Source organism: Desulfosporosinus sp. FKA, assembly GCF_002196785.1.
GTDB lineage: Bacteria > Bacillota > Desulfitobacteriia > Desulfitobacteriales > Desulfitobacteriaceae > Desulfosporosinus > Desulfosporosinus acididurans.
Window position 1 is genome coordinate 115,711 of the sequence record NZ_NAHZ01000030.1, and the last position, 25,502, is coordinate 141,212.

Below are 25,502 nucleotides of genomic sequence, written 5' to 3' on the forward strand. Positions count from 1 at the left end.
GTTGTTAGATAAGGAGTTGAAAATATGGATGAATTTGAGTTGGAAAAGTTGGCAAAAAAGCTGCCATTAACAGCGGGAATTAATGGAAAAGACGAATATTTTAATTCTGCTGTTTTGGTATTATTGATGTTAGTAAATGGTCAGTACCATTTTATCTTCGAGAAGAGAGCGGCTTCGATTAGACAGGCCGGCGAGATTTGTTTTCCTGGGGGTAAATTTGATGCAGAGAAGGATAAAAGCTTTCAGGAAACGGCAATTCGAGAAACCGAAGAAGAACTGGGTATTACTGCTGACCAGATCAAAGTTATTGGGCCTTTGGATACCGTGATTTCCACGACTGGAACAAGTGTGGATGCATTTTTAGGAATTCTTGATGTAGAGGACATAGAGGACTTAAGGATAAATTTCTCTGAGGTTGAGCGGATTTTTACAGTTCCTGTTTCGTATTTTGAAAATAATGAACCTGAGGTGTATCAAGTAGTCCTTGAAGTTCATCCTTCTCACTTTAATCAGGCGGGTGAAGAAGTGGTAACATTTCCTGCCAAGGAACTTGGTCTTCCGGAGCGCTACCATAAGCCGTGGGGAAATGTAAAAAGCAATATTTTTGTCTATAAGGTAGGTGACGCAGCTATTTGGGGGATTACCGCTCGGCTGATCCGGGATGTGGTGAGAAAGATTAAGGGAATTTGAGCTCGCTAGAAGGTAAAAATACTTCACTAAAGCAGGAATGGTATATCTTTTAGAGAATTCAAAATATTAGTTTCGTAAAGTCTATGATGATTCTTAACTATAGCTGACAATAAGATTTTAGGAGGTGTTTGCAGAATGGAGGATTTATCAGATTTCCCCGTTCGTATAACGATACCGATTGCTTGGAGTGAGATGGATGCTTATGGGCATATCAATAATGTCTATTATTTAAGATATTTTGAAACAGCCCGAATTCAGTATTTGCAAGAAATCGGCTTAATGGATATGAAAGTTGAGACAGACCTTGGTCCTATCCTAGCTCAGACAACATGTAAGTACCTGAAACCATTGCAATATCCTGATCAAATCATTGTTGGAGCTAAGACAACATCAATGAGTAAGTCAAGTTTTGTCATGGAATACCTGATTGTCAGTGAAAAAATTGGAGTTGCCGCTTCCGGTGAAGGGGTTATTGTCATGTATGATTATAATGCATCAAAGAAGGCAGAAATACCTCCCATAATCAGAAAACGGATTGCGGAATTGGAAAAAAAGGACTTACTTAGCGGCGAAGGAGGCCTCCACCCCACCTGAAGTTAACGAAGGACCAACACCCACTTATAGAAGTGGGTGGCTTAAAACAACATCACTGGAAGTCCCTTATATCGTTGGGAACCTTATGAAGGATTGAAAATGGATTGGAGATAAGATATGCCGCAATTAATAACTACGAGATTGAATGATTTTAGATTAAGATTTGCTGAAATAGATGATGTGCCACAGATTTTGAGTTTTATTAGGGAACTGGCGGAGTACGAAAAAATGCTCTCATCAGTAGCGGCAACGGAGGAAGACTTAAAGGAATCATTGTTCCAACGCAAGATGGCTGAGGTGATTATTGGGGAATACAAAAATCAGCCGGTAGGTTTTGCTTTATTTTTTCATAACTTTTCTACGTTTCTGGGGAAGCCTGGAATATATTTGGAGGATCTATACGTTAAGCCGGAAATGCGCGGCAAGGGATTGGGAAAGATAATTCTTTCCTTCCTTGCCCAATTAGCTGTTGAGCGTCGATGCGGACGTTTAGAATGGTGGTGTCTGGACTGGAATAAGCCTTCAATAGAGTTCTATAAGCAGCTAGGGGCGGTTCCAATGGATGAATGGACTGTCTACAGAGTTTGTGATGAAGCACTGGACAAATTGGCAGAAAACTTTTCAGAGTCAAAATCAAGAGTTGATGAATGACTCGAGAATTAAATGGTTCATTTATGACCAAAAATAGAATAGACAAAGCACTAATTAAGGGAAGGTGAAGCAATTATGAAATTTAAAGATTATAAATACCATCGCCCTGACCTTGAGATTATTAAACCTAAGTTCTCGTCTTTGTTGGAGAAGTTTAAACAAGCAGCGAGTTTAAACGAGCAAGATGCAGTGATGGGTGAAATTAACACGTTACGCAGTGAATTTGAGTCAATGTCGCAGTTGGCCTCAATTCGACATACCATTGATACGACGGATACATATTATGAAAAGGAACAAGAGTATTTCGATGAAACGATGCCGGTCTACGAAGGGCTAATCTCAGAATTTTATCAGGCTTTAGTGAACTCTTCCTTCCGCAGTTCATTAGAAGATAAGTGGGGGAAACAACTGTTTACCATTGCTGAGTTGACGTTGAGGACGTTTAAACCGGAAATCATTGAGGAATTACAGATTGAGAATAGATTAGTTACTGAGTACACAAAGCTGATTGCCTCAGCGAGCATCATGTTTGAGGGTGAAGAGCGTAACTTACCCGGTCTTGGTCCCTTCCAACAGTCGGCAGATCGGTCGATGAGAAAAAGGGCTAATGAAGCTCGCTATGCTTTTTTTGCCGAACATGAAGAAACATTAGATAGAATTTATGATGAGCTGGTTAAAATCAGGACTACGATTGCCCGAAAACTTGGCTATGAGAATTATATTGAGCTTGGCTATGCCCGAATGTTACGCTCAGATTACAACCCGGAAATGGTGGCTAATTTCCGACGACAAGTTGCTGAGGAAATTGTTCCCGCTGCAACAAAGCTTCGGGAAAGGCAGCGGAAGCGACTTGGTTTAGATGTTCTTATGTATTATGACGAAAAGATTAATTTCCCTAAGGGAAACGCTAAACCGCAGGGTGCCCCGGAATGGATTCTGGACAATGGGCGAAAAATGTATAAGGAACTGTCATCAGAAACGGATGAATTCTTTACGTTTATGACTGACCATGAGTTAATGGATCTGGTAAGTAAAAAGGGCAAAGCCGGAGGCGGTTACTGCACATTTATTAGTGAATATCGCTCTCCTTTTATTTTTTCTAATTTCAATGGAACCTCTGGAGATGTTGACGTTTTAACCCATGAGGCAGGTCATGCCTTTCAAGTTTATTGCAGCCAAAATTTTTCCTTACCTGAATATCAGTGGCCAACCTATGAATCGTGTGAAATCCATTCCATGAGCATGGAGTTTTTTGCCTGGCCATGGATGGAGTTGTTCTTTAAAGAAGCGGCAGACAAATACCGATTTACTCATTTGAGTGAGGCACTCCTTTTTATCCCTTATGGAGTAACGGTGGATGAGTTTCAGCATTTTATTTATTCCAAACCTGAAGCAACAATGCAAGAGAGAAAAAGCGCTTGGCGGCAAATCGAAAAGAAATATCTCCCCCATCGTAATTATGATGGCAACGAATACTTAGAACAAGGCGGATATTGGCATCAGCAAAGTCATATATTTAGTGCTCCTTTTTATTATATTGATTATACCTTAGCTCAAATATGCGCTTTCCAGTTCTGGAAAAAGTCGAGGGAAAGCCGAGAATCTGCTTGGCAAGATTACTTGAAATTATGTCGCTTGGGCGGCAGTCAATCCTTTTTAAGTTTAGTCAAAGAAGCAGATTTGGTGTCACCTTTTGCAAACGGATGTGTCCAAGGTGTTATCCAAGCCATTGAAACATGGCTTGATAACGTTGATGATAGCCAGTTATAAGAGTCTCGTCCATGGAATTAAAGAAAAATTTTTAATTGGAGGCTTTGGGCTTGATTACAGAAGTTTATCCCGGGATTTACAAAAATGAAATCCCTCTACCCAAAAATCCCTTGAGGGCCATAAATAGTTATATTCTGCTTTCGGATACAAGAAATCTAGTTATAGATACAGGTTTTAACACCTTAGAATGTCAGACCGCCTTGTTGGAAGGCCTCAATGAATTGGAGGTTGACCTGAGCAAGACCGATCTATTCATTACTCATATGCATACTGATCACTCAGGTTTAGCGCCCGTTCTGAAGAAACTGGGGGTAAATACCATATATTTCAGTAAGGTTGACGGAGATCTTTTTAATCAAACTTCCAAACGTGATGCTTTCTTTCAGACTCTTAACAAAATATTCGGCTTTAAAACTGATGTCGCTTCTGCGTTTGGTAAAGAGTTTGGCAAAAGACTTACTGAGCCTCTGGAATTTACGCCGTTAGCTGAAGGAGATAAATTAGAGATTGGAGATTATTGTTTAGAAGTCGTGGATATTCCTGGACACACTCCTGGACAGATTGGCTTATATGAACGAAGGCACAGGCTGTTTTTTTGCGGAGATCATGTTCTCGATGAGATTACGCCAAACATCACCTTCTGGGGATTCGAACAGGATATTTTAGCAACCTATTTGAGAAGCCTCAATAAGGTTATCGAGTATGATATCGATTATCTATTTACAGCTCATCGTAAAATAATACGAGACCACCGTTCAAGGACTAAAGAACTTATTGCTCACCACGATGAAAGGCTCAGAGAAATTCTCGATATTCTCTGTGAAGGGAGAAAGACAACCGGCGAAGTGGCTGCTTCGATGCACTGGGATTTAAGTTATAAAAAATGGGAGGACTTTCCTCATCCGCAAAAATGGTTTGCTTCAGGGGAAGCTTTGTCACATTTAGAGCATCTGGCACATACTGGGAAGGTCGAACGTGTCGAGGAGGATGAAGCCTTTTTTTATCAGCTTAAATAACTAAGTAGAGTCTTACACGGAAAGAAATCATTCAATTTAAGGCGATCTCACTCCACAATATCAGTGAAGCGAGATCGCCTTTCGCTATCTGAACCCACTTTTTATTTTTAAGGTTAAGTTTCTACATATCCCCCTTGTTATCTTAACAAATTAAAACCAAGATTCTGGATGTTTTGAACAATGGTAACAAAAAAATGTCTGAAGTGGGATTATAGTTAAATTATAAAATCTCTATAGGAGGGGAAATAAAATGTCTATCTTAAAAGTAAGTTCAACGAACAAAGTTATACTGATAAAGCTGTTCCGCATCGAGTGCAAGGGCAGGCTTTTATGTAGATCAATATTCTGAAAATCATTTTATTATATAAAAATGACTAAATCCTATTTTGAGAGGAAGGAGTCCCTGTAGATTTGGCGAATTCTGATAAATGCTGTAGCAAGAAAGGTAAAAATCAGCTATGAAAACGTCTTCATTGGGCAAGTATGAAAGAATCATTAATAAAGGGACTATGAATATCATTATTTTTGCTTGTGTTATTATTGTTATCGCAATACTGGCTACAGGCATATCCAGCTATATTATCGTAAAAAATGCCATGATCGAGAAACTGCAGAAACAAGATCTAGTCTATATTTTAAAGTCTATTTCGGCTCAAATTGATGATAGAATCGATAGGGCCAAGGAAACGTCCCTAATTCTTGCCGATAATCCCGAAATAATACAATGGTTTCAAGAGGGTGAGACGGACGAAAACTTTAAAAAATTGTTTATAAAACAGATGACTGATGTTGCTAAAACTTTGAATTATACTGTTTTTTTCACAAATCGGAGGACAGGTCATTACTGGACAAATTCTAATTTGCTTACCGATACCATGAGTAAGGATAATATTTCGGATCGCTGGTTTTATGATACTCTGGCTTCAGGCCGAAAAATTACCCTAAACATAGATCATAACGTAGTGCTTAACCAAACGAATTTGTGGATTAATACCCTGATGGGTGATCCTCATGATCCAGCGGGAGTTGCTGGGGTAGGGGTGGACCTGCAAGATATCTCCAAAGAATTTGGCAATTATAAAATAGGAAATGGGAGTAATTTGTGGCTTATTGATACGACGGGAAAAATAAGTATCTCGGATGACGTTGAGCAAAGCGGAGGACGTCTCTCGGAATATCTACCTGCGGGGATATTTACTGATATCCTAAAAAATGCTTCCAATGGAGAGTCCATGAAGATTGTTAGCTATGTCGGTCAAAATGGACGAAAGGATCTGGTTTACCAAAAGTTAAAATCATGTAATTGGATCCTGGTCTTTCAAATTAACCGATCAGAGACCTTAGGACTGCTTAATTCCATTATGGTCAATACCTTAGTGAGTGTTGTCATAGTCCTTATTTTCTTGATTCTCGTTTTTTATACGGTTTCTTCTAAAATCGCTAATCCATATAAGAAAACACTTCAACTAAATCTTGAATTAGAAAATGAAATCGAAGAAAGAACTACTGAACTACGTGAACAAAATTCAAAGATGACAGAGAGTATCTATTATGCCAAAACAATTCAAGAATCAATTTTGCCTTCTTCGGAAGTTCTGCAAAGGATTCTAGGCAGTCACTTTGTTCTCTGGCGACCGAGGGATCTAGTCGGTGGTGATTTCTATTGGCTTAGAGAGACAAAGATCGGCTGGATTTTGGTAGTAGGTGATTGTACAGGACACGGCGTACCAGGTGCTTTAATGACAATGGCAGTTAACTCGATACTTAGTAATATCGTTTCTAAAAACGAAGTAATAAGCCCGACTGACATGATCAAGGATCTTAATCATCAATTAAAAGATGCTCTTAACAAGGAAAAAGGTGATTATGCAACAGATGATGGCCTTGATGCTGCTATTTTGAGTTATGAAAACAGTGGAAGACTATTGTTTGCGGGAGCTAAAATGAATATGTATGTAGCATCCTCCGGGCAGATGACAGTTTATGAAGGTCATAGGAATGGGATTGGTTATATAAAATCAATCTTTAATGATGGAATTTCCGATACCATAGTAAGTCTTAGGCCTGGCGTCCGAGTATATTTGACAACAGACGGTTATGTTGATCAAAACGGAGGCCCTCATAATTATTCCTTTAGTAAACGCAGGTTCCGAACCAACCTTCTTAACACCTTGGATCTTCCAATAACGAAACAAGGCGAATGGCTGGAAAACGAACTCACTTCTTATCAAGGTCAGGAACCTCAGAGAGATGATATTACTGTTCTTGGTATAGAGTTTTAAATTATGATTACGGGAAGAGGGGAAAATGGGATGATTCACCTTCAACAGCTAAAAAAATCACTTGAAGAATACCGTGTTTTGATCTGCTTTTCGGGCCAATTCTCCCAGGGCATTGTAGAACAGCTCTGCGATTCTATCAAAGGACACTTGAGTGAGGGTCCAGGAATAAAGCAAAACCCCATGAGAGTAATCTCGATTTTTGTCGAACAGGCTCAAAATATTATAAATTACAATCAAGTGAAAAAGAATCATAAATATTATGATCAATTTCTAGAATCTAGTATTGTGACCATAGGAAAAAACGGGGAAAATTTTTTTGTGACATCCGGTAATATTATTGATAACAATGACTTGCAGCCTCTCCTAAAAAAAATTGATTACCTCAATTCTCTTGAACCAGGAGATTTAAAGACTCTTTACAAAGAAGTTATGAAAAACGGTGGATTTGAAGAACCTGAACGAAGTGCAGGCTTAGGTCTAATCCATATGGCTCGCAAATCAAAATCACCTATTGAGTACGAAAGCTATCCGATTAATGAGGAATTATCCTATTTTCAAATCAATGTGAATAGTTAGGAGTTGGAGAAGGATGGAGAGGCTATTCATCAAGGAATCAAAAAGTACTCCCCTTGTAGATTTCGATTCAGACAAGGGCTTGCTGGTTTTAAAAGGGCAATCGTATCCGGAAGACCCTTTTGCTTTTTTTAAACCCATAATAGCGTGGGTTAAGGAGTATTTAGCAAGTAATCCGAAGACTGTTTCTCTGGAATTTACTCTGACATATATTAATACCAGCAGTTCTAAGTGCATAATGATGCTCTTGGATATCCTGGAAGAGTCCTTTGACAAGGGATTAACCATCGATCTTAAATGGTTTTGTAATGAGGAAAATGAATATGAGCAGGAATGTGCTCAAGAATTCCAAGAGGACTATACATTTCCTTTTGAAATAGTACTAGTTTAATGGCTATCCAATGATAAGTTCTTCTAGGATTTGGAGGAGGTGGTGATGTCCTTTGAAAGATCATAAAATGTTCAACAATATTTTTGAAGAAGAGATGGCCGTTTATCAAGAGGCCAGGGATTTTTTAAAAAAAGGCAATTCAACGTATACTGGTTTATTGGCTAAATTTGATAGTTTAATTAATCAGTATTGCCGTTTAATCAATATAACTCGTCGGCTCTGCAGCATCAGCGATGTACAAAGCAGAGACTTAAAGCGGAAAGAACGAGAGATACAGAATATCTTGGATCACTCAGATCAAGGTTTCCTAACCTTTGGAAAGGATTTGTTGATTCATAAAGAGCATAGTTCGGAATGTATCAGGATATTTGGCCGCAAGGTCGTTCATGAAAATATATTGGATCTTCTGCGCAGCGAAAATGAAGATCAAAACAGACTCATTGCTGATGTTTTTCATAAGGTTTTTGATCTTTCTCCCGGGGAGGTTCAGCTGTCTTATATTAACGAACTGCCTAATTTGTTGAAGATTCAAGGAAATTTTATTAATATTAAATACAAAATGATTTCTGATGGTTTAGACTATCGAAATCAGGCCTTAATGGTCATTCTGACAGATATCACAGAAAAACGAAAAACAGCCGATCAGGTCTTATTTCTTAGTTACCACGACAAGCAAACATCTCTGTATAACAGGGCCTACGTTGAAAGCATCATTCCTCAACTTCAAATTGAGTCAAATCTTCCCTTAAGTATTGTCATGGCCGATTTAAACACCTTAAAACTTGTTAATGATGTCTTTGGACACGAAACCGGTGATAAGCTTATTGTTAATGCGGCAAAGATATTCCTTTCTTGCTGCCGTAAGAGCGACATTGTAGCTCGGTGGGGCGGAGATGAATTTGTAATGATACTTCCTGGCGCAAATCAGGAGGTTTGTGCGAGAATATGCAATAACATAAAGTCAATGTTTATGACCCAGTCTGCAGATCCTGTCGATCAGAGCGCTTCCCTGGGATCAGTTACTCTCGACAATTGGAAAACAGATATAATCAGCTTAATCGGTGTGGCGGATCGTGTAATGTATAATAACAAGCTAATTGAGCGGAAGAAAACAAGGGAAATGTTTGTTTCCAGTGTCGAGAAAGTTATAGAGATTAAATGTCCTTCCTATCTGGAGCACAATGCTCGAGTTGAAGCCTTAGCCCGTTCATTTATCAAGCTGCAGGGAGTTGAATTAAACTCGCAAGAAATGGATCATTTGATCTCCCTGGCTCGTTTTCATGATATTGGCAAGGTAGCTATTCCCAGCGAACTCCTGAAAAAAAACACCTCTCTGACAGAGGACGAATTTAAAATTATACGTCAATACCCTGAAGTCGGCTATAGGCTGGCTCATTCCATGGGAGAGCCGCTCTTGGCGCAGTCCATCTTGGCTCTTCGGGAATTTTGGAATGGAAAGGGTTACCCGCGCGGTCTAAAAGGAGAACAAATTCCTCAAAGTTCCCGTATTATTTCCATACTGGATGTGTATGACATTATTACTCATGATCAACCCTATAGAAACAAGAAAACAAAGGAAGAAGCTTGTCAAGAATTGCAGCGAGGTTCGGGTGTTCAGTTTGATCCTCAGCTGACAAACCTTTTTGTTAATAACTTACAATCACTGTTATCCTAGGCTAATTTAGGCGGCTGTTTTTTGTAAAGCAAGAACGGGAGTAGTTTGATTCTAAAGGAGGTTAGCAGCTTGATCACTGTTGATGCAAAGGCACTTCGCTATCTTCAGGAAAGAACGTCATCCGTAGTACTTGGCTTGGAATTAAATCCGTCAATGGGTGGCTGAGCTTGTTCGGCAGAGCACGTAACAGGTAGTTACGTTCCCAAAATTTATCTGAGAGAACCGGAAACTAACGAACTTTTTAATTTTAAGCTGCAAGAAATCGGGACACTAAAACTATATTATTCTCCAAGAATCGGGGTCGCACAGGGACATCAAGGTATTAAAATTAAACTTAGAAAGCTGCTGTTCTTTAATTGGCTAACGTTAGTAGGAGCTAAGATACTTTGAAAACAGGTACTATAGACGTTTTTGGGCAAAACAACAACTCCGCATCACTTATGGAAAGATGGTGCGGAGTTGTTGTTTTGTCTTGGCTAAAAATTTGTTTTAATTTATCCAGTTGTATCTGAAGCCACGATGTTCAGCTTTAGCTGAACGAGTTCACTTGAATTGTCCAGATGAGTAGTTAGGATCTAAATGAAATGTGGATTCACTGTCCCTTTAGATCTTGAAATCCTTGATAAATAAGATCAAAAAGTTGTTTAAGGTCTTGTACTTCAACACAAGAGAAGGCAACGCGCACATCGCTCTCTCCCAGGGAAATAACACCTATGCCATAATGATCAAGGAGATGAAGGCGCAAAGCTTCGGCATTCACGCCATGTTTAAGTTTCATACACATAAAGTAACCAGAATTAAAGGGATAATAGTCCCAGGCATCGTCATAGCTTCCTTGACTAAGGATTTCTTTGACTTTAGTGGCGCGACTTTTTAAAAGTTCGAATTTCTGTTTTTTTTGTGTTTGAAACTCTGATGACTGAAGGGCATGTAAAACAAAGGATTGAGCGGGGTGGGAAGCACTGGAAATTGCTCCCCGAATACTTCCTAAAGCTTTGTTTTCTAAGGCATCCAATATTGCCGGAGACTCGCTGGCAAAGGTAATAAATCCAACACGAAAGCCCCAGACAAATTCTTCTTTTGTGGCTCCGTCAACTTTGATGGCCAGTATTCTGGGATGGATATTGGCAATCCGGGCAAACAGGGATTCTTTGATGGAGTCCTCGTAAAATAACCCAAAATAGGCGTCATCAGTAAGAACAACTAAGTTCATACCTTCCTGGGCAACTTCTTTCAGAACGTCTATGATCTCAGCTGCTTCTTTTTCATTTGGAGTATACCCTGTCGGGTTATTGGGAAAGTTCAGCAGTACGACGGCTTTTCCGTGTTCTTTTTTAGAAAGTATAGCTTTTTTCAAACCCTGGCTATTAAAACTTCCCTGTTCGTTATAGAAAGGAAAGGTGACACTTTTTGCTCCTCGACGAACTCCGAAGATAAGATTGTAATTCCCCCATAATTTATCCGGTAAAATTAGAGGATCATTTTCATTCATGAAAAGATCGGCGGCAATGCTTAATCCATGAGTTAAAGCATTTGTGACAAGGGGATTGCTGAAGGATTTATTTTTTAGAGAAGGGTTTTCCTGGAGCATTTTCTTTTGCCATAACTGTCTCAATTCAGGTTTGCCTGCTGGAGGTGCATAAGGATATAGATTCTTAGGATCATAATCAGACAATGTATCGTGAATTACAGGCAAGAACATCGGCTGATTTCCTTCCGTTGCAATTCCTATGGTGGCATCAAATCGATGGGCTTTCTGCTTAGCTTCCGCAGTTTGAGTTAAAATCCCTTTTGGATAATACATATTCCTCCCAAGTTCAGACAGTAATTCGTAGACATGAGGATTTTCCTTTTTTATGCGGTCATTTAACTCTTGGGCAATTTCATTCATGAACTCTTCTCCCTTTCTTAAGTAAGCCGATCTCTTTGCTGTAAGTGAAATAAACTCCAACTTTGCTTGAAATTAAAATTAGTGTATGCATTTGAACACAAGAGAGCTGGATTAATCTCTAGTATCATTTTTAGAGTTGTTATGATATAAGTAACTAAATTTTACACTAAAATGACGGTTTCCTCTACTAATGAAGGATAAAAATTTTGGAGATTATATCTTTTGGGGACTATTAACTTTCATTCTAAGTGAACTCGTTCAGCTAAAGCTGTGGGAATCGCTTCCACTTGTAGAAGTGGAGTCGTACGAATCGATAAAAGGTACTAAAAAACTAGAGCTGTTTTTTCTCAAGGGGATGGCCTTTATCCGGCAGAGGTTATCTTAGAACGGTATACTTTTGCAACAAAGGTTAAAACTACCATAAATCATAATGGGCAGAATTGGAAGGGAAACTCTTTGAAAATGCGAACTTTTTTGTTACTCAGCAGCTCATCCTTTGCCTTATTTGCAGGTATTATCCTCATATCATCACGTCTTCCTTCCCCAATGCCGGAACAGGCTGTTCAAGGCAAACTCGTCTGGCAAAAACATAACTGTATAAGCTGCCATACCTTATTCGGCAATGGGGGCTATGTAGGAGAAGACTTAACAACTATCACACGGAAGGAGACTCCGTCCCAAATCGTAGACTATCTAATGAAGCCGCCGGTGGTTCCTCCGAACAAATACACTCATCACCCGGGTCTGGCCAAAAAAGATGCGCAAAACCTGGTACATTATCTGGAGTTTATCAGCACCATACCAACATTAGGGTGGCCGCCTCAGCAAGAGAAGGCGGGAAAATAATCATGAAATTGTTTAGCTTTTTACCTTTCCTAGGGAAAACGCAAAAACCTGTGGCCCGGAAACAGCAGTTTTTAGCTCAAAAAATAAGCCGCAGATATTGTTTTACGGCAGTAGCGTTATTTGCCCTGCAAAGTGTAGTGGCTGTGACTGGTGCCATAGATTTAGTAATACCTGATTTACCATCCCCGATTCCTTTTGAGTTCGGCAGGGCAATCCATTTAGGGCTGGCTGATCTTTGGCCACTCATTGGTACTATGGGAATGGTCTACTATTTCATTACAGCAGAGCTTGATCGGGAGATCTATTCTCCCCCGCTGGCTCGATGGCAGTACTGGATCGTTATCTTATTCAGTTTGACTATTTTTTTGACCTTAGCCTTCAAAATCGGAAATGGGCGGGAATTCCTGGAAGGATTGCCTGTTCTGTATATGGGAATTTGTATTTCCTTGGCTTTGGCCTCTTACAATCTTCTTCGATCGTTATTCATGGATAAAAATAATATTACGCCGGCAGCTGCCGTCATGACCGTAGGGATAATCTTTTTGCTGCTGTTATTGCTGCCGAATACGATTTTTTATAGTAATCCTATTACGGATGAGGCGACTAAGTTCTGGGTTGTCCACTTATGGGAAGAAATGGCCTTCGAGCTTACTTCTGCCGGCTTTATTGCGACCTTTTATGTTATTTCTGGACTGGCAGATCGCGCTAAAATAGAAAAGTGGCTCTATCTTGAAGCGTCTTTAGCTGTTATTGGAGGTTTGTACGGAACCGGTCACCATTATTATTGGATTGGCTTTCCCGCCGTTTGGTTAGCCATTGGCTTCTTGGTCAGTATTGTAGAAGTCGTACCCGTGGGACTATTAGCCCATATGACCTACACAGGATTAAAATCCAAAAAGATTAGGAGCCGTCGAGAAAAGCTGACACTATGGCTGGTGCTTAGCAGCATTTTTTATCATATTACTGGCGCATCTCTCTTGGGCCTCTTTATGAGCATACCTTGGATAAACCTATATATGCACGGGACTTATGTTACCTCCGGTCATGCCCACTTGGCGTTATTCGGCAGTCTTGGTTTTGTCGTTTTAGCAGGGTGTTATTACATCCTGAGCCGCGGAAGTGAGCCAACCGTTAAAGGGTATAAAAGCGGCGTTTTAGCGATCATCTTATTAAATGTTGGTTTGCTGAGTATGGCTTCGGCTTTATTAACCGCTGGCCTCAAAGAGACTTATCTGTGGCGATATTTGGGTATGGATTTTGAACAAGTGCGGCTGCAATTGAATCTCTATTTGTTTATAAGGGCCTTAGGGGGAACGATTTTCGCTCTTGGAGACCTTTTCCTGTTCTGGCTTATTTATAAAACATGGAAGCAAACAAAATTACCGAAAAAATAAGGTTCTACTCTTATTAACCTAACTTTAAATGGGGTCTTATTATGCAAATCATAATAACAAGTTCCTTTTGGCTCTTTTTATTAATTCTCTTGTTAGTCTTGCAGTTGTCTTTAGTCCTCATTATGATCATTAAACCAATCACTCGTTTCCTGGCGGGGAAAGAGATCAGCTCTTTGCTGGACAGGCTTCTTTCAGATAAGTATACACAGAACCTTATGGAAGTTTGGCCGGCAGGAAAACGAATATCTGTACTTAACATTCTGGAAATAGGGTTCCGCGCCCAGCAAGGTAAGATAATTACTAGACCTCTTGGTTCGCCAAAGCATTTTCCCGGATTCGATAATCTTATGTTCGCTCCCAACGTTATGACTCGGTTGTCACTGCCTGAGAATACTTCAATGAATATGCAGGTGACTATTGGTCCTAAAGCTGCCAAGCCGATGATCATCAATATCCCAATTATGATCGGAGCTATGGCTTATGGAATCGCTTTGTCAGAGGAGGCCAAAAGGGCTCTGGCAAGAGCAGCGAAAACATTACAAACATCTACCTGTTCAGGGGAAGGCCCTTTTTTACCGGAAGAACGCCAAGAAGCAGGAAAATATACGTTACAAATATCACGTTGGGCTTGGGGGGGCAGGACTCAAGAGCAAATTGACGCAGCTAATATGCTGGAAGTTCAAATGGGACAGGGCGCGGATATGGGAAGTGTTAGTATAGAAGCTAAAGAATTTCAGGGCAAAGCGCAGGAACTTTCAGGTTTAGCGCCAGACGAACCGGCTGTAGCCTTTCCTGCACCGCCAGGAATTCAAAAGCTCAGTGATTGGCCGGGGTTTATGAAACAACTGCGTAGACGGTCCAAGGGTGTGCCGATCGCCTTAAAAATCATGGCCACGGGGCATCTTGAAAATGATCTGGAAGCTGCTGTTAAATTAGGCTTTGATGCTGTTATAATTGATGGAGCTCAAGGCGGTTCTCATGCCACAACTCCCATCAAGCAAGATGATTTTGGCATCCCCAGTTTTTTTGCTTTATGTCGGGCCGTGCGCTTCTTACATCAACTAGGGGTTCGTGAGCGGATCAGTTTAATTGTGGCCGGTGGGTATTTTACGCCCGGAGAGTGTCTCAAAGCAATTGCTCTGGGAGCAGATGCCATTTATATGGCAACAGTTCCCCTTTTGGCCTTAACCCATAATCAAGTCGGTAAAGTAATACCTTGGGAGCCTCCAACGACTTTAGTGTTTTATGACTCTCCTGCCAAAGGTAAACTTGATATCGATCAGGCAGCTACGAGTGTTGCGAACACTATAACCTCCATGGTTCTGGAAATGGAGGAAGGAATGCGCGCTCTCGGGAAAGCCTCCTTAAAAGAACTTTCTCCGGATGATCTTGTCGCTTTAGATTCTTTGACAGCTGAAGTGAGCGGAGTAAAAAGAATTTACTAAGAGGTTGATAGGGACTAAATATTAATTTTCTAGCAAATAACTGCATTAAACTGTATTTAATACTTAACAAAACAGCACAAACGTGATATTATTTTCTTAGGCAATTGGAAAAGGGGTATGATATGTTTGCAGAGGAACGCCGTGAGAAAATCCTCTCCAAAATCAAGTCCATGAGACGGGTATTTGCCAAAGAACTTGCAGAAGAATTTCAAGTTTCTATTGATACAATTCGCAGAGACCTTACCGTGATGGAAGAAGACGGCCTCTTAAAAAGGACTCATGGAGGGGCGGTGCTGTTATCCAAAGTTCGAAGATTTCCAATGGACGAGAAGATAAGGTTTAGTGAGGGAACTGAGCATCAAAATGCTGTAGCTAAGCTTGCCGCATCTTACATCGAACAAGGGGATACGATCTTTATCGGCGGAGCAAGTATTCATTATATACTCTTGAAATATTTGCCTGTCGATCGGGATTATACGGTCATTACAAATGCCTTAATTATCGCTGAAAAACTAAAAAATTTTGCCAACATTGAAACCTATATTGTCTGCGGCAAAATTAAAAGCGAAGAAGGAATGGTTGACCCCATGGCAACTGAATTTATCAGAACGTTACGGATTGATAAGGCGTTTTTGACTGGGGGAGGCATTTCAGCCCATCATGGTTTGAGCAGTTCAACTCCGGAAGGAGCGATCTTCCAAAGAGTCGTGGCAGAGGTTTCACGGCGAAAAATATGTCTGGCGAATTTTGATAAGGTGGGAACGGAATTTTTTGCTCGAACCCTTGATTTGAGAGACTTGGATCTTCTTATCACCGATTGGGAAGCTCCTGATGAAGAACTGGAAAAAATCCAACAGAAGGGCGTAAAAGTTTTAGTTGTGAATGAAGAGAATTAATTTGAAAGAGTTTATGAAAGAGGGTAAGTCGAAGGTGAAGGTGAGTTTTTATACTTCCCAAAGGGAGTACTTAGCTAAAAAGGACGAGTTTGATCGTGCCGTTCAGTCTGTCATTGAGAAAGGAAACTTTATCCTGGGCGAACAAGTTGCTCAATTTGAAAAGGGGATCGAACAATATACAGGGGCTAGATATGCCATTGGAGTGGCATCCGGGACGGATGCCCTGACGATAGCATCGGATATTCTTGGTTTTAAAGACGGTAAAGAAGTTATTACATCGCCCTTTACCTTTCTTGCCTCGGCATCCTGCATCACTAAGCATAAGGGACGACCGGTATTTGTCGATATTGACGAAGAGACTTTTGCCCTCGACGTCAACAAGATCGAGGAAAAAATCAATCCGCAGACTGTCGGAATTCTCCCCATCCATCTCTTTGATCAAATGGCAGATATGGACAGAATTATGGATATTGCTCAGAATCACCAGTTAAGAGTTCTGGAAGATGCGGCGGAAGCCTTTGGCATGAGATGGAAAGGCAAAAGCGGACAGTACCGGCATGCGGGAACAATCGCTGATTTTGGTGTGTTTTCCTTTTTTCCGACAAAAACCCTGGGGGGCTATGGTGACGGCGGAATGATCGTTACCAATGATGAGGAACTTGGGCGCAAAGCCAAGTTTTATCGGGTACATGGAGCATCCAAAAAATACCATTATGACTTTATTGGCTACAATTCACGCTTAGATACCCTGCAAGCTGCAATTTTGAGCGTTAAATTGAAGTATATTGATGATGCCATCAGCAAACGAGAGAAGATTGCGAAGCAATATATTGAAAGCTTAAGCGATTGTGAAGCAATAACCCTGCCCAAGATAAAAGGGGATCAGAAACAAGTTTACTATGTTTTTAACATCCTGGCTAAAAATCGGGATCAATTGGCAGAGCACTTAGCTAAAAATGAAATAGGGTATAGCATTTACTATCCGCGTCCCCTTCATCTGCAGCCTTGTTTTAGTTATTTGGGCTATGCAAAAGGAGATTTCCCCGTCGCGGAGAGAGTATCAGAAAATATTATCGCCCTTCCCATCTATCCGGAAATCACCACAGATGAAGTGGAGTTTATCTGCAAGACGATAAAATCTTTTTATAAATAACCATGATTTAATAGATCAACTGTAACCAAAAATGTTAAGAATCAACATAGGGATATGCCCTTCATTCACTTATTAATTTTCAACTTATTTTTAAAGAATACTGAAAGGAACTTGATCATGACAACTAAGAAAATTCCCTTTTCGCCCCCGGATATTACGGAAGAAGAAATTAATGCCGTAGCAGATGTCTTAAGATCCGGATGGATCACCACGGGGCCAAACTCAGCTCTTTTTGAAGAAGAACTGGCTCATTATTGCGGGACAGGCCATGCTGTTGCCTTAAACAGTGCTACAGCAGGCTTGGAACTTATTTTGAAAGTCTTGGGCATAGGCCGGGGCGATGAAGTGATCACCACGCCTTACACTTATACAGCCACTTCAAACGTGCTCCTCCATCGGGGGATTATGCCTACCTTTGTTGATGTGAAAAAAGACAGTTTTGCAATTGATGAACAAAAGGTTTATGAGGCGATTACCCCGAAGACTAAAGCAATCATGACTGTCGATATTGGCGGAGTTCCTGTTGACTATGAAGCCATCAGGGAAGTCCTAAATGTTAAAAACCGGCAGGATATTACCCTTATCTCTGACTCAGCTCACTCTTTCGGAGCCGTTTATAAAGGTCAAAAGGTCGGAGGACAGATGGATTTCCATGTTTTCTCCTTTCATGCCATTAAAAATCTGACAACGGCTGAAGGAGGTGCTATTACCTATAACGATAATAGTTTTCATGGGAAAGATAATTTATATAAAGAATTCAAGTATACATCGCTGCACGGTCAGAACAAGGATGCGTTCGCCAAGATGCAAGCCGGGGCTTGGAAATATGATATCCTTACCGATGGTTTTAAGTGCAATATGACGGATATTATGGCTGCCATTGGTCGTGTCCAACTGCGCCGATATGATGAAATGTTAAGGAAACGAGCGGAACTTCATCAGGTTTATAGCAGTGTGCTCGGTGAAAAAGAATGGGCGATTCTTCCCTTCGACAGAAATGAAGACATGGAATCCTGCCATCACTTGTATACCTTAAGACTCAAAGGTTTCAGCGAAGACAAGAGAGACCGTATAATCCAAAAGATGGGCGAAAAAGACATCGCCACCAATGTACACTTTATGCCCTTACCTATGTTTACTGTTTATCGAAACCTGGGCTATAGACTTGAAGATTATCCTAACGCCCATGCCCAGTATGCCAATGAAATTTCCTTACCCCTTTATTCGAAGTTGTCTCTGGATGACGCCCAATATGTTGCCGAGGAACTGATTGACTGCATTGAATCATTATAAAGTTAATATTGAAAGATGCCCTTCGTTTAAAAAGGAGGCAGCCCGCGCATTCTATGTGCAAGGCTGCCTCCTTTTTATGCTATCGGACATATACTTTCCTTAGAACATCAGAGCAACTCACCAACCGCTTTCGCCAGAGTCTTAGTGCCGAGGTGCGAACAATTGGGAAGAAAGTCAGTGTCTTCGAGCGGCTCTCTAAGGTTTGCGGAAAAGTCTCCTGAATATTGGAAGAAAATAAATTATTAAAATTGTCAGTAAAATGCGGTGTCAAGATTGGTTTTCTTTAAATTGTAATATCAGTTGGCCGGGCTTAAGATGAATTTAACAAATCAAAGGAGGTATGGATATGTCGGCAAATGTGAGTTCCTTTGTCAGCGGCGGCGGAAAGACAAAAGCTAGAATCCAGAAATTCGGCGGTTTCCTGGCTGGAATGGTTATCCCCAATATCGGCGCCTTTATTGCCTGGGGGTTGATCACTGCTTTTGTTATTCCTACAGGATGGTGGCCCAATGCTTATTTAGCAAAAGTGGTCAGCCCGATGATTTCTTATCTATTGCCCCTTCTAATCGGTTATACGGGCGGTAAACTCATCTATGGTACCCGAGGCGGAGTTGTCGGTGCCATCGCCACAACGGGTATCGTTGTGGGAGCTTCCATTCCAATGTTTCTCGGCGGCATGATCATGGGACCATTGGGCGGTTGGCTCATTAAAAAGTTTGACCAACTTATCGACGGTAAAGTGCCAACCGGTTTCGAAATGCTGGTTAACAATTACTCAGCCGGAATCTTAGGAGCCTTGCTTTCAATCCTAGCCTATCTTGTGATCGAGCCTGTTGTCCAGGGCTTTTCCAATGTCTTGGGTAGTGCGGCTGTTGCTGTCACCAATGCAGGATTACTCCCCCTTATTGCGATTTTCATCGAACCCGGTAAGATCTTATTTTTGAATAATGCGATTAATCATGGTGTTCTAGCACCTTTAGGAATTCAGCAAGTTAAAGAAGTGGGTAAATCCATCTTCTTCCTCTTAGAAACGGATCCCGGGCCTGGACTGGGAATCTTAGCCGCCTATTGGATGTTTGGCAAGGGAATGATCAAACAATCAGCTCCGGGTGCAATTATCATTCAGTTCTTTGGCGGCATTCACGAAATTTACTTCCCTTATGTTCTGATGAAACCGTTCTTATTACTCGCTGTTATTGGTGGAGGAATGGCTGCTGATTTTACCTTCGTAGTGACCCATGCCGGATTAGTGGCTACTCCTTCACCAGGCAGTATTTTTGCCGAAATGACTATGACCCCCAAAGGCGGATTCCTGCCTGTTATCCTTGGTATCACTGTAGGTGCAGTTGTCTCCTTCTTGATTGCCTCAGTTGTTTTAAAACGGGATAAAACTGAAACCAGCGGAGAAGATCTTGCCAATGCTCAAGAAATGGTTTCGCTAATGAAAGCTGAGAGCAAAGGACAAAGTAATGTACAAAAAGCTGCTCAAATGCCAAAGCTGATAATATTTGCTTGTGAAGCGGGTATGGGTTCATCGGCTATGGGAGAGTCTATCCTCAAGAAAACAATTAAAGATGCAGGTTTGAGTATCGAAGTGCGGCATACTGCTGTTAATCAGATTCCCGCGGAAGCTGATGTTGTCTTTACCCAGGAAGGACTGGCAAACCGTGCGGCTGAGGTCGCACCAAAGGCGGAAATAGTCACTGTTAAAAACTTTTTAGATAAAACAACGTATGTGGAGTATGTCAACAGCTTAATTAAATAGGTTGTGAGAATGTGGAAGAATTAACTGTTCGGCAAAAATTTATCATGAATAATCTGATGGAGAAAGGTCCTCTAACCCTTAAGGGCCTTTCTCAACAAATTGACGTCAGCGAGAGGACGATTTCCCGGGAGACTTCTGCCCTAAATGATTGGTTAAAGCAATACAAGGTTCGTATCTCGGAAAGTGGAGGAAAGCTCTATGTTGACGGAACAGAACAGGATTTAATTAAGGTCAGGGAGAGTTTCAAAGAATTCCCCACTCTATGGCTGCTTACTCAGGAGCAGCGTCAAATCCTGATCACGGCCCAGCTTCTCTTAGCTGATGAGCCTCTAAAATCAGCTTATTTTAGTCATCAATTTAACGTGGTTGAAGGGACCATTAGTTTCTACCTGGACAAGATTCAAAGCTGGCTAGAAGATAAAAACCTGACTCTGGTTCGTAAAAGAGGGTATGGTCTGGAAGTCACAGGCTCAGACTGGTATAAGCGTAACGCTTTTGTTGATCTAATCTACAATTATAAGCCTTTAAGTGAATTACTGACGTTTCTTTATGAAGACAGCAAGGATTATCTGCTGCTGGCCTTTTTCAAAGTTACCTTTGGAGAAGCTTTAACTTCTTTAACCAAAGATATCATGGATGAAATCAATGAAAATGTGTCTCTGGCAAACGATATTAAGTTTTTCAGTGCGTATATCCACTTACTGCTGGTTATTAAACGTACTGAGAGTCAAAATCCCATTGAATTGCCTCCTCAATTGGTGCAGGATATACTCACCTCCAAGGAATTTGGCTTTATGACTCAAGTCCAGGAAATTCTTCAGGATTACGGGATTAATCCCCCGGAGAGCGAACTTGCTTATTTGGCAATTCACTTACAGGGTGACAGAAAGTTGTTTCAGGATGAGAATGAAGCTCAAAAGCTGGGGTTCGAGTTGGAAGACTTAATTCGGGAAATGATTTATCTTACAGAAAAAAAGCTTAATCAAAAAATCATTGGCGATGAAACTCTTCTTAACGGGTTAACTCAGCATCTTAATCCGGCCTTGTATCGTTTGACAATGGGACTCGAAGTAAGAAATCCAATTATTAACGAGATCAGGCACTATTACGCACAGCTGTATAATGCGGTTTCTTATGCATGTCGGCATGTTTTCTCGAAATATAATTTAACGATTCCCAGTAATGAAGTTGGGTATATTACCATGCATATTGGCGCAGCTATTGAGCGACAAAATAAGCTTGATAAAAAGAACAGGATGCTTATTATTTGTCCCAATGGTATGAGCACGGCAAAAATGTTGTATCATAAAATTTGCAATGAATTCCCTGAACTTGAAACCATTGACATCTGTTCTTTGCGGGATATGCACGCTAAGATAAAAGACGGCTATACCTTGGTGGTTTCGACGGTTCATATCGAGCCGGAAATTGTGCCTGAGCTGACGGTCGTTTCTCCCTTTCTGCCGCAAGAGGATATTGAAAAAGTGAAGGCAGCCTTAACAAAAGTCGGCCAAGTGAGTGCTTTGAATAAGAGCATCTCGTTACCCGTCAGCGAACCTGACGAGCTGGAAAAAGATTTGGAAACGGTCAATGTCATGCTGCAGACGTTTCAATTGAGCTCTCTGCAAGCAGAAACTTATCAAGACACTATTCAGGATATTGTCCAAGGCATACACGCAACTCATCTTATCGCAGACAGAGCGCGAATTTATGATTTGATTGCGAAACGAGAAGAAAAAGGGAATGTAATTATCCCTGGCCGTCATATCGCTCTTATTCACTTTCGCGCGGAGGAAATTTCAGAACCCTTTGTCAGTGCCTTTCGCCTTAAACATTTTATCGAAATTAAAGGAATCGGATACTCTTCTGAAAACGTTGATACGTTTTTTGTCATGCTGGCACGCAAAGACGAAAGCAATTACATTCTTGAGTTGCTTGGAAAAATCAGTGTTGCTCTGGTGGAGAATGATTATTTTGCTGAGGTCTTGCGTTTCGGTGATTTGAAAGATATACGCAGTGAATTAGTTGAAATTCTAAATAAGGAGGAAGAGTCGTGAATCGAGAGATCTTTAACGAAGACAATATACAACTTGGCCTGGTATCTGAATCAAAGGGAGATGCCATTTTAAGAGCCGGGGAACTTCTGAGGAAGAACGGGTATGTTCGAAGTGAATATCTGGAAGGGATGACTAAGCGAGAGGAGAGTCTGACGACTTATGTGGGAAATGGCGTTGCCATTCCTCATGGGCTTCCGGAATATATTCAATATATTCAAAAGTCCGGACTTGTCATGCTTCAATACCCTGAAGGTGTTGATTTTGGCGAAGGGAATATCGCCTATGTCTTAATTGGAATTGCCGGTAAAGATGATGAACATCTTGAACTGTTATCGACCATCGCCTTGGTTTGCCAGGAAGAAGACAATGTGACAAAGCTTAAACAAGCCGCAAGCAAGCAAGAGATTCTGGAAATACTTTCCGGCGGTGATGCCTAGATGATTAAAACTGTCACCTTAAATGCGGCGGTGGACAAAACGGTGGAAGTTCAAGATTTTCGCCTGGGGTCTGTCAACCGCATCACGAAACTTCAGATGGATGCCGGCGGTAAAGGCATTAATGTTTCTAAGGTTATTCGAGCCTTAAATGGCGAGAGTATGGCCTTGGGTGTCTTGGCCGGCCGCAATGGCGAGTTTATCCAGGCTGAAATCGAACACAGAGGTATATCTCATGATTTTCTTTTTGTTCAAGGGGAGACCCGAACAAACTTAAAAATTGTTGATCCGCGGAATTCAACCTTCACAGATATCAATGAGCCAGGAATTATGATTTCTGAGATGGATGTTCAAGAGATTGAAGATAGGATCTTCAAAGACTTTGATTCGGAAACGAGCTTAGTCCTTTCCGGCAGTATTCCCAGTTCTGTACCTTCTTCCATTTATCGGCGCTGGCTGGAGCGGGCCAATGCCTTGGGCGGAAAAACGTTTTTAGATGCTGATGGCGAACTGCTTCGTGAAGGGCTGAAAGCAAAGCCATATCTTGTCAAGCCTAATCGTCATGAGCTTGAACATTTTCTGGGTCAAAAACTCGCTAGTTTGGAGGATATTGCCAAGGCAGCCCATGATTTAATGAGTCAAGGGGTGGAAATGATCGTCGTATCGTTGGGGTCGGAAGGTGCACTTTTCGCCTATCAAGAGCAGGTCATTCATGCTCAGGCCTTGCCCGTTGAAGTCAAAAGCACCGTAGGAGCAGGAGATGCGATGGTCGCTGCCCTGACCCTTGTTCCGCCCGGTGAGGATTATCTCCTTCGAGCAGTTCGCTGGGCAATAGCCGCAAGCGCTGCGCAAGTTATAACTCCCGGAACTCAACCACCGGAGTTAACTAAGGTGCTCTCTTACCTTGATCAGGTTCAGTATCAGAGACTTGCTTGAGTTATCTATACTCTAAGAGCAGGTATCGGTATCAAATCGTAAGACTTCCTCTTCTACAAGTGGGAGTGGTTCCCATACCTTGCTCGGTGGGAGTAGAGCCCATCCTTCAGTACGATAGCATTTGTTATGTGTTCAGCTTTGGCTGAACGAGTTCACTAGCTTCGCATCAGACGAGTTTTGAGATTTGTTAATTTGACATCAGGAGGGGTAATTAATGAAAACTAGAGCAGTACGCTTATATAATGAAAATGATCTCCGTTTAGAAGAGTTTGAACTGCCGGAGATAACCGATGAAGAAATCTTAGTGGAAGTTATTTCCGACAGTGTTTGCATGTCAACCTATAAAGCGGCAATTTTGGGTAAGAACCATAAACGGGTGCCTCAAGATGTCGATGTTCATCCAATTATCGTAGGCCATGAGTTCGCAGGCAATATCGTCAAAGTCGGAGAAAAATTAAAGGGCCAGTTTAAGGAAGGAAATAAGTTTGCCTTGCAGCCAGCTTTGAACTACAAGGGGACCATGTGGTCTCCCGGCTATTCTTATCGCTATTTTGGCGGAGACGCCACGTATAATGTAATTCCGCGTGAAGTCATGGAAATCGGCTGTTTTCTGAACTATCAAGGGGAAGCTTACTACGAAGCTTCTTTAGCAGAACCCATGTCCTGCATTATCGGAGCTTTTCATGCCAGCTATCATACGAGTATGGGCAGTTACGAACATCGCATGGGGATTGTTGAGGGCGGTAAAATGGCTTTATTGGCTGCCGCAGGACCGATGGGGCTGGGGGCCATCGACTATGCTCTCCATGCTGACCGCCGTCCTTCCCTGTTAGTCGTTACGGATGTCGATGAAGAGAAGCTTTCCCGGGCCCGCACCATTTTTACGGAACAGGAAGCTGAAAAATGCGGTGTGGAGTTGGTATTTGTCAATACAAAGGATGTTGAGGACGTTCCATCTAAGCTGCGAGCTTTGACAGGTGACACAGGTTTCGATGATGTTTTCGTCTTTACGCCGATCAAACCTGTCGTTGAACAGGGCGATCAGATTTTGGGACGTGACGGTTGTCTTAACTTTTTTGCCGGTCCGACTGATCCGAAGTTCGGAGCACATTTGAACTTGTATAATGTTCACTATGGTTCGACTCATATTATGGGTACTACCGGAGGGAATACGGAGGATCTCCTGGAATCGCTGAAACTGACGGAAGAGAAGAAAATTAATCCTGCGGTTATGGTTACTCATATTGGCGGGTTGGACGCCGTGGCTGAAACCGTTTTAAACTTACCCCATATTCCCGGAGGGAAAAAGCTGATTTATACGCATATTAATATGGAATTAACGGCCATTGAGGATTTTGCCAAGCTGGGTGCCAATAATACGCATTTCGCCTGTCTGGCAGATATCGTTGCCAACAATAAAGGGCTATGGTGTGCTGAAGCAGAACGCTATCTTCTTGAGAAATGGAGGGCTTAATGATGCTAACTCGTGAATTGACGATCAACAACAAATCTGGGCTTCATGCGCGTCCGGCATCTCTGTGGGTGCAAACTGCCGGCCGTTTTCACAGTAACATTAAAATTAAACACGGCAATTCCGTTGTCGATGGTAAGAGTATTTTAGGCATCCTTTCTTTAGGTTTGTCAACGGGCAGCGTTTTTGAACTCTTAGTTGAGGGCGAGGATGAAATAGAAGCCGTTGTTGCTTTGGAGAAATTAATGATTGATCTTGAAAGCCAAGATAGGTAGGTAA

General features: G+C 41.4%; 22 protein-coding genes. 21 read left to right on the plus strand and 1 reads right to left on the minus strand.

The genetic code is table 11. The features are described 5' to 3' along the window. Positions 1–24 precede the first annotated feature (24 nt). The 9 genes from B5771_RS14440 to B5771_RS14480 all read left to right on the plus strand — a co-directional run bounded on the left by B5771_RS14440 (position 25) and on the right by B5771_RS14480 (position 9,642). Positions 25–690, plus strand: a complete 666-nt coding sequence (locus B5771_RS14440; protein ID WP_088188154.1) for a CoA pyrophosphatase — start codon at positions 25–27, stop codon at positions 688–690. 135 nt (positions 691–825) lie between these two features. Further along, a complete protein-coding gene (locus B5771_RS14445) occupies positions 826–1,284 on the plus strand; it encodes a thioesterase family protein (protein WP_088188155.1) in 459 nt (152 codons plus the stop codon). A 117-nt stretch (positions 1,285–1,401) separates the two neighbouring features. Continuing rightward, entirely contained in the window at positions 1,402–1,935 is a 534-nt protein-coding gene (locus tag B5771_RS14450; protein ID WP_172408282.1) for a GNAT family N-acetyltransferase, read from the plus strand. A gap of 75 nt (positions 1,936–2,010) precedes the next feature. Then, positions 2,011–3,705, plus strand: coding sequence for a M3 family oligoendopeptidase (locus tag B5771_RS14455; protein ID WP_088188156.1), 1,695 nt, complete (start codon positions 2,011–2,013; stop codon positions 3,703–3,705). Positions 3,706–3,755: 50 nt separating this feature from the next. Continuing rightward, positions 3,756–4,721, plus strand: coding sequence for an MBL fold metallo-hydrolase (locus B5771_RS14460; RefSeq protein WP_088188157.1), 966 nt, complete (start codon positions 3,756–3,758; stop codon positions 4,719–4,721). A 458-nt stretch (positions 4,722–5,179) separates the two neighbouring features. Continuing rightward, positions 5,180–7,003 carry a SpoIIE family protein phosphatase gene (locus B5771_RS14465; RefSeq protein WP_088188158.1) on the plus strand — a complete coding sequence of 608 codons (1,824 nt, stop codon included), beginning with the start codon at positions 5,180–5,182 and terminating at the stop codon, positions 7,001–7,003. Between the two features lie 30 nt (positions 7,004–7,033). Then, complete coding sequence (locus B5771_RS14470; protein WP_140417740.1) at positions 7,034–7,579, plus strand: SiaB family protein kinase; 546 nt, start codon at positions 7,034–7,036, stop codon at positions 7,577–7,579. Between the two features lie 13 nt (positions 7,580–7,592). After that, a complete protein-coding gene (locus B5771_RS14475; RefSeq protein WP_088188160.1) occupies positions 7,593–7,967 on the plus strand; it encodes a DUF1987 domain-containing protein in 375 nt (124 codons plus the stop codon). A 52-nt stretch (positions 7,968–8,019) separates the two neighbouring features. Continuing rightward, positions 8,020–9,642 (plus strand): HD domain-containing phosphohydrolase, encoded by a 1,623-nt coding sequence (locus B5771_RS14480; RefSeq protein ID WP_088188161.1) that lies wholly within the window; start codon positions 8,020–8,022, stop codon positions 9,640–9,642. A 592-nt stretch (positions 9,643–10,234) separates the two neighbouring features. Here the strand turns inward: B5771_RS14480 and B5771_RS14485 are convergent. Next, positions 10,235–11,533: an aminotransferase class I/II-fold pyridoxal phosphate-dependent enzyme gene (locus tag B5771_RS14485; protein ID WP_088188162.1), complete on the minus strand. Its 1,299-nt coding sequence runs from the start codon at positions 11,531–11,533 to the stop codon at positions 10,235–10,237. A gap of 462 nt (positions 11,534–11,995) precedes the next feature. On the opposite strand from B5771_RS14485, the gene B5771_RS14495 reads away from it, so the two are divergent. The 12 genes from B5771_RS14495 to B5771_RS14550 all read left to right on the plus strand — a co-directional run bounded on the left by B5771_RS14495 (position 11,996) and on the right by B5771_RS14550 (position 25,498). After that, entirely contained in the window at positions 11,996–12,379 is a 384-nt protein-coding gene (locus tag B5771_RS14495) for a c-type cytochrome (RefSeq protein ID WP_348982955.1), read from the plus strand. 2 nt (positions 12,380–12,381) lie between these two features. Beyond that, entirely contained in the window at positions 12,382–13,773 is a 1,392-nt protein-coding gene (locus B5771_RS14500; protein ID WP_088188165.1) for a cbb3-type cytochrome c oxidase subunit I, read from the plus strand. A 41-nt stretch (positions 13,774–13,814) separates the two neighbouring features. Further along, complete coding sequence (locus B5771_RS14505; RefSeq protein WP_088188166.1) at positions 13,815–15,218, plus strand: FMN-binding glutamate synthase family protein; 1,404 nt, start codon at positions 13,815–13,817, stop codon at positions 15,216–15,218. A gap of 122 nt (positions 15,219–15,340) precedes the next feature. Beyond that, the gene (locus B5771_RS14510; RefSeq protein WP_088188167.1) at positions 15,341–16,114 is read left to right on the plus strand and encodes a DeoR/GlpR family DNA-binding transcription regulator; all 774 of its coding nucleotides are present in this window, start codon (positions 15,341–15,343) and stop codon (positions 16,112–16,114) included. A gap of 34 nt (positions 16,115–16,148) precedes the next feature. Then, the gene (locus B5771_RS14515; protein ID WP_088188275.1) at positions 16,149–17,267 is read left to right on the plus strand and encodes a DegT/DnrJ/EryC1/StrS family aminotransferase; all 1,119 of its coding nucleotides are present in this window, start codon (positions 16,149–16,151) and stop codon (positions 17,265–17,267) included. Positions 17,268–17,384: 117 nt separating this feature from the next. Then, positions 17,385–18,560, plus strand: coding sequence for a DegT/DnrJ/EryC1/StrS aminotransferase family protein (locus B5771_RS14520; RefSeq protein WP_088188168.1), 1,176 nt, complete (start codon positions 17,385–17,387; stop codon positions 18,558–18,560). A gap of 346 nt (positions 18,561–18,906) precedes the next feature. Then, positions 18,907–20,325 (plus strand): PTS mannitol transporter subunit IICB, encoded by a 1,419-nt coding sequence (locus B5771_RS14525; protein ID WP_088188169.1) that lies wholly within the window; start codon positions 18,907–18,909, stop codon positions 20,323–20,325. An 11-nt stretch (positions 20,326–20,336) separates the two neighbouring features. After that, positions 20,337–22,382, plus strand: a complete 2,046-nt coding sequence (locus B5771_RS14530) for a PRD domain-containing protein (protein WP_088188170.1) — start codon at positions 20,337–20,339, stop codon at positions 22,380–22,382. Beyond that, the gene (locus B5771_RS14535) at positions 22,379–22,819 is read left to right on the plus strand and encodes a PTS sugar transporter subunit IIA (RefSeq protein WP_088188171.1); all 441 of its coding nucleotides are present in this window, start codon (positions 22,379–22,381) and stop codon (positions 22,817–22,819) included. Before B5771_RS14530 ends, B5771_RS14535 begins: the two co-directional genes overlap by 4 nt. Further along, positions 22,820–23,752, plus strand: coding sequence for a 1-phosphofructokinase (gene pfkB / locus B5771_RS14540; protein WP_088188172.1), 933 nt, complete (start codon positions 22,820–22,822; stop codon positions 23,750–23,752). A gap of 214 nt (positions 23,753–23,966) precedes the next feature. Further along, positions 23,967–25,226, plus strand: coding sequence for a zinc-binding dehydrogenase (locus B5771_RS14545; RefSeq protein WP_088188173.1), 1,260 nt, complete (start codon positions 23,967–23,969; stop codon positions 25,224–25,226). After that, positions 25,226–25,498, plus strand: coding sequence for an HPr family phosphocarrier protein (locus B5771_RS14550; RefSeq protein ID WP_282433345.1), 273 nt, complete (start codon positions 25,226–25,228; stop codon positions 25,496–25,498). Before B5771_RS14545 ends, B5771_RS14550 begins: the two co-directional genes overlap by 1 nt. Positions 25,499–25,502: the final 4 nt, after the last annotated feature.

Bases quoted from the DNA above. Each gene is read 5' to 3' on its own strand.
- B5771_RS14440 (WP_088188154.1), top strand. From the start codon at position 25: ATGGATGAATTTGAGTTGGAAAAGTTGGCAAAAAAGCTGCCATTAACA.
- B5771_RS14445 (WP_088188155.1), top strand. From the start codon at position 826: ATGGAGGATTTATCAGATTTCCCCGTTCGTATAACGATACCGATTGCT.
- B5771_RS14450 (WP_172408282.1), top strand. From the start codon at position 1,402: ATGCCGCAATTAATAACTACGAGATTGAATGATTTTAGATTAAGATTT.
- B5771_RS14455 (WP_088188156.1), top strand. From the start codon at position 2,011: ATGAAATTTAAAGATTATAAATACCATCGCCCTGACCTTGAGATTATT.
- B5771_RS14465 (WP_088188158.1), top strand. From the start codon at position 5,180: ATGAAAACGTCTTCATTGGGCAAGTATGAAAGAATCATTAATAAAGGG.
- B5771_RS14470 (WP_140417740.1), top strand. From the start codon at position 7,034: ATGATTCACCTTCAACAGCTAAAAAAATCACTTGAAGAATACCGTGTT.
- B5771_RS14475 (WP_088188160.1), top strand. From the start codon at position 7,593: ATGGAGAGGCTATTCATCAAGGAATCAAAAAGTACTCCCCTTGTAGAT.
- B5771_RS14485 (WP_088188162.1), bottom strand. From the start codon at position 11,533: ATGAATGAAATTGCCCAAGAGTTAAATGACCGCATAAAAAAGGAAAAT.
- B5771_RS14495 (WP_348982955.1), top strand. From the start codon at position 11,996: ATGCGAACTTTTTTGTTACTCAGCAGCTCATCCTTTGCCTTATTTGCA.
- B5771_RS14500 (WP_088188165.1), top strand. From the start codon at position 12,382: ATGAAATTGTTTAGCTTTTTACCTTTCCTAGGGAAAACGCAAAAACCT.
- B5771_RS14505 (WP_088188166.1), top strand. From the start codon at position 13,815: ATGCAAATCATAATAACAAGTTCCTTTTGGCTCTTTTTATTAATTCTC.
- B5771_RS14510 (WP_088188167.1), top strand. From the start codon at position 15,341: ATGTTTGCAGAGGAACGCCGTGAGAAAATCCTCTCCAAAATCAAGTCC.
- B5771_RS14520 (WP_088188168.1), top strand. From the start codon at position 17,385: ATGACAACTAAGAAAATTCCCTTTTCGCCCCCGGATATTACGGAAGAA.
- B5771_RS14525 (WP_088188169.1), top strand. From the start codon at position 18,907: ATGTCGGCAAATGTGAGTTCCTTTGTCAGCGGCGGCGGAAAGACAAAA.
- pfkB (WP_088188172.1), top strand. From the start codon at position 22,820: ATGATTAAAACTGTCACCTTAAATGCGGCGGTGGACAAAACGGTGGAA.
- B5771_RS14545 (WP_088188173.1), top strand. From the start codon at position 23,967: ATGAAAACTAGAGCAGTACGCTTATATAATGAAAATGATCTCCGTTTA.
- B5771_RS14550 (WP_282433345.1), top strand. From the start codon at position 25,226: ATGATGCTAACTCGTGAATTGACGATCAACAACAAATCTGGGCTTCAT.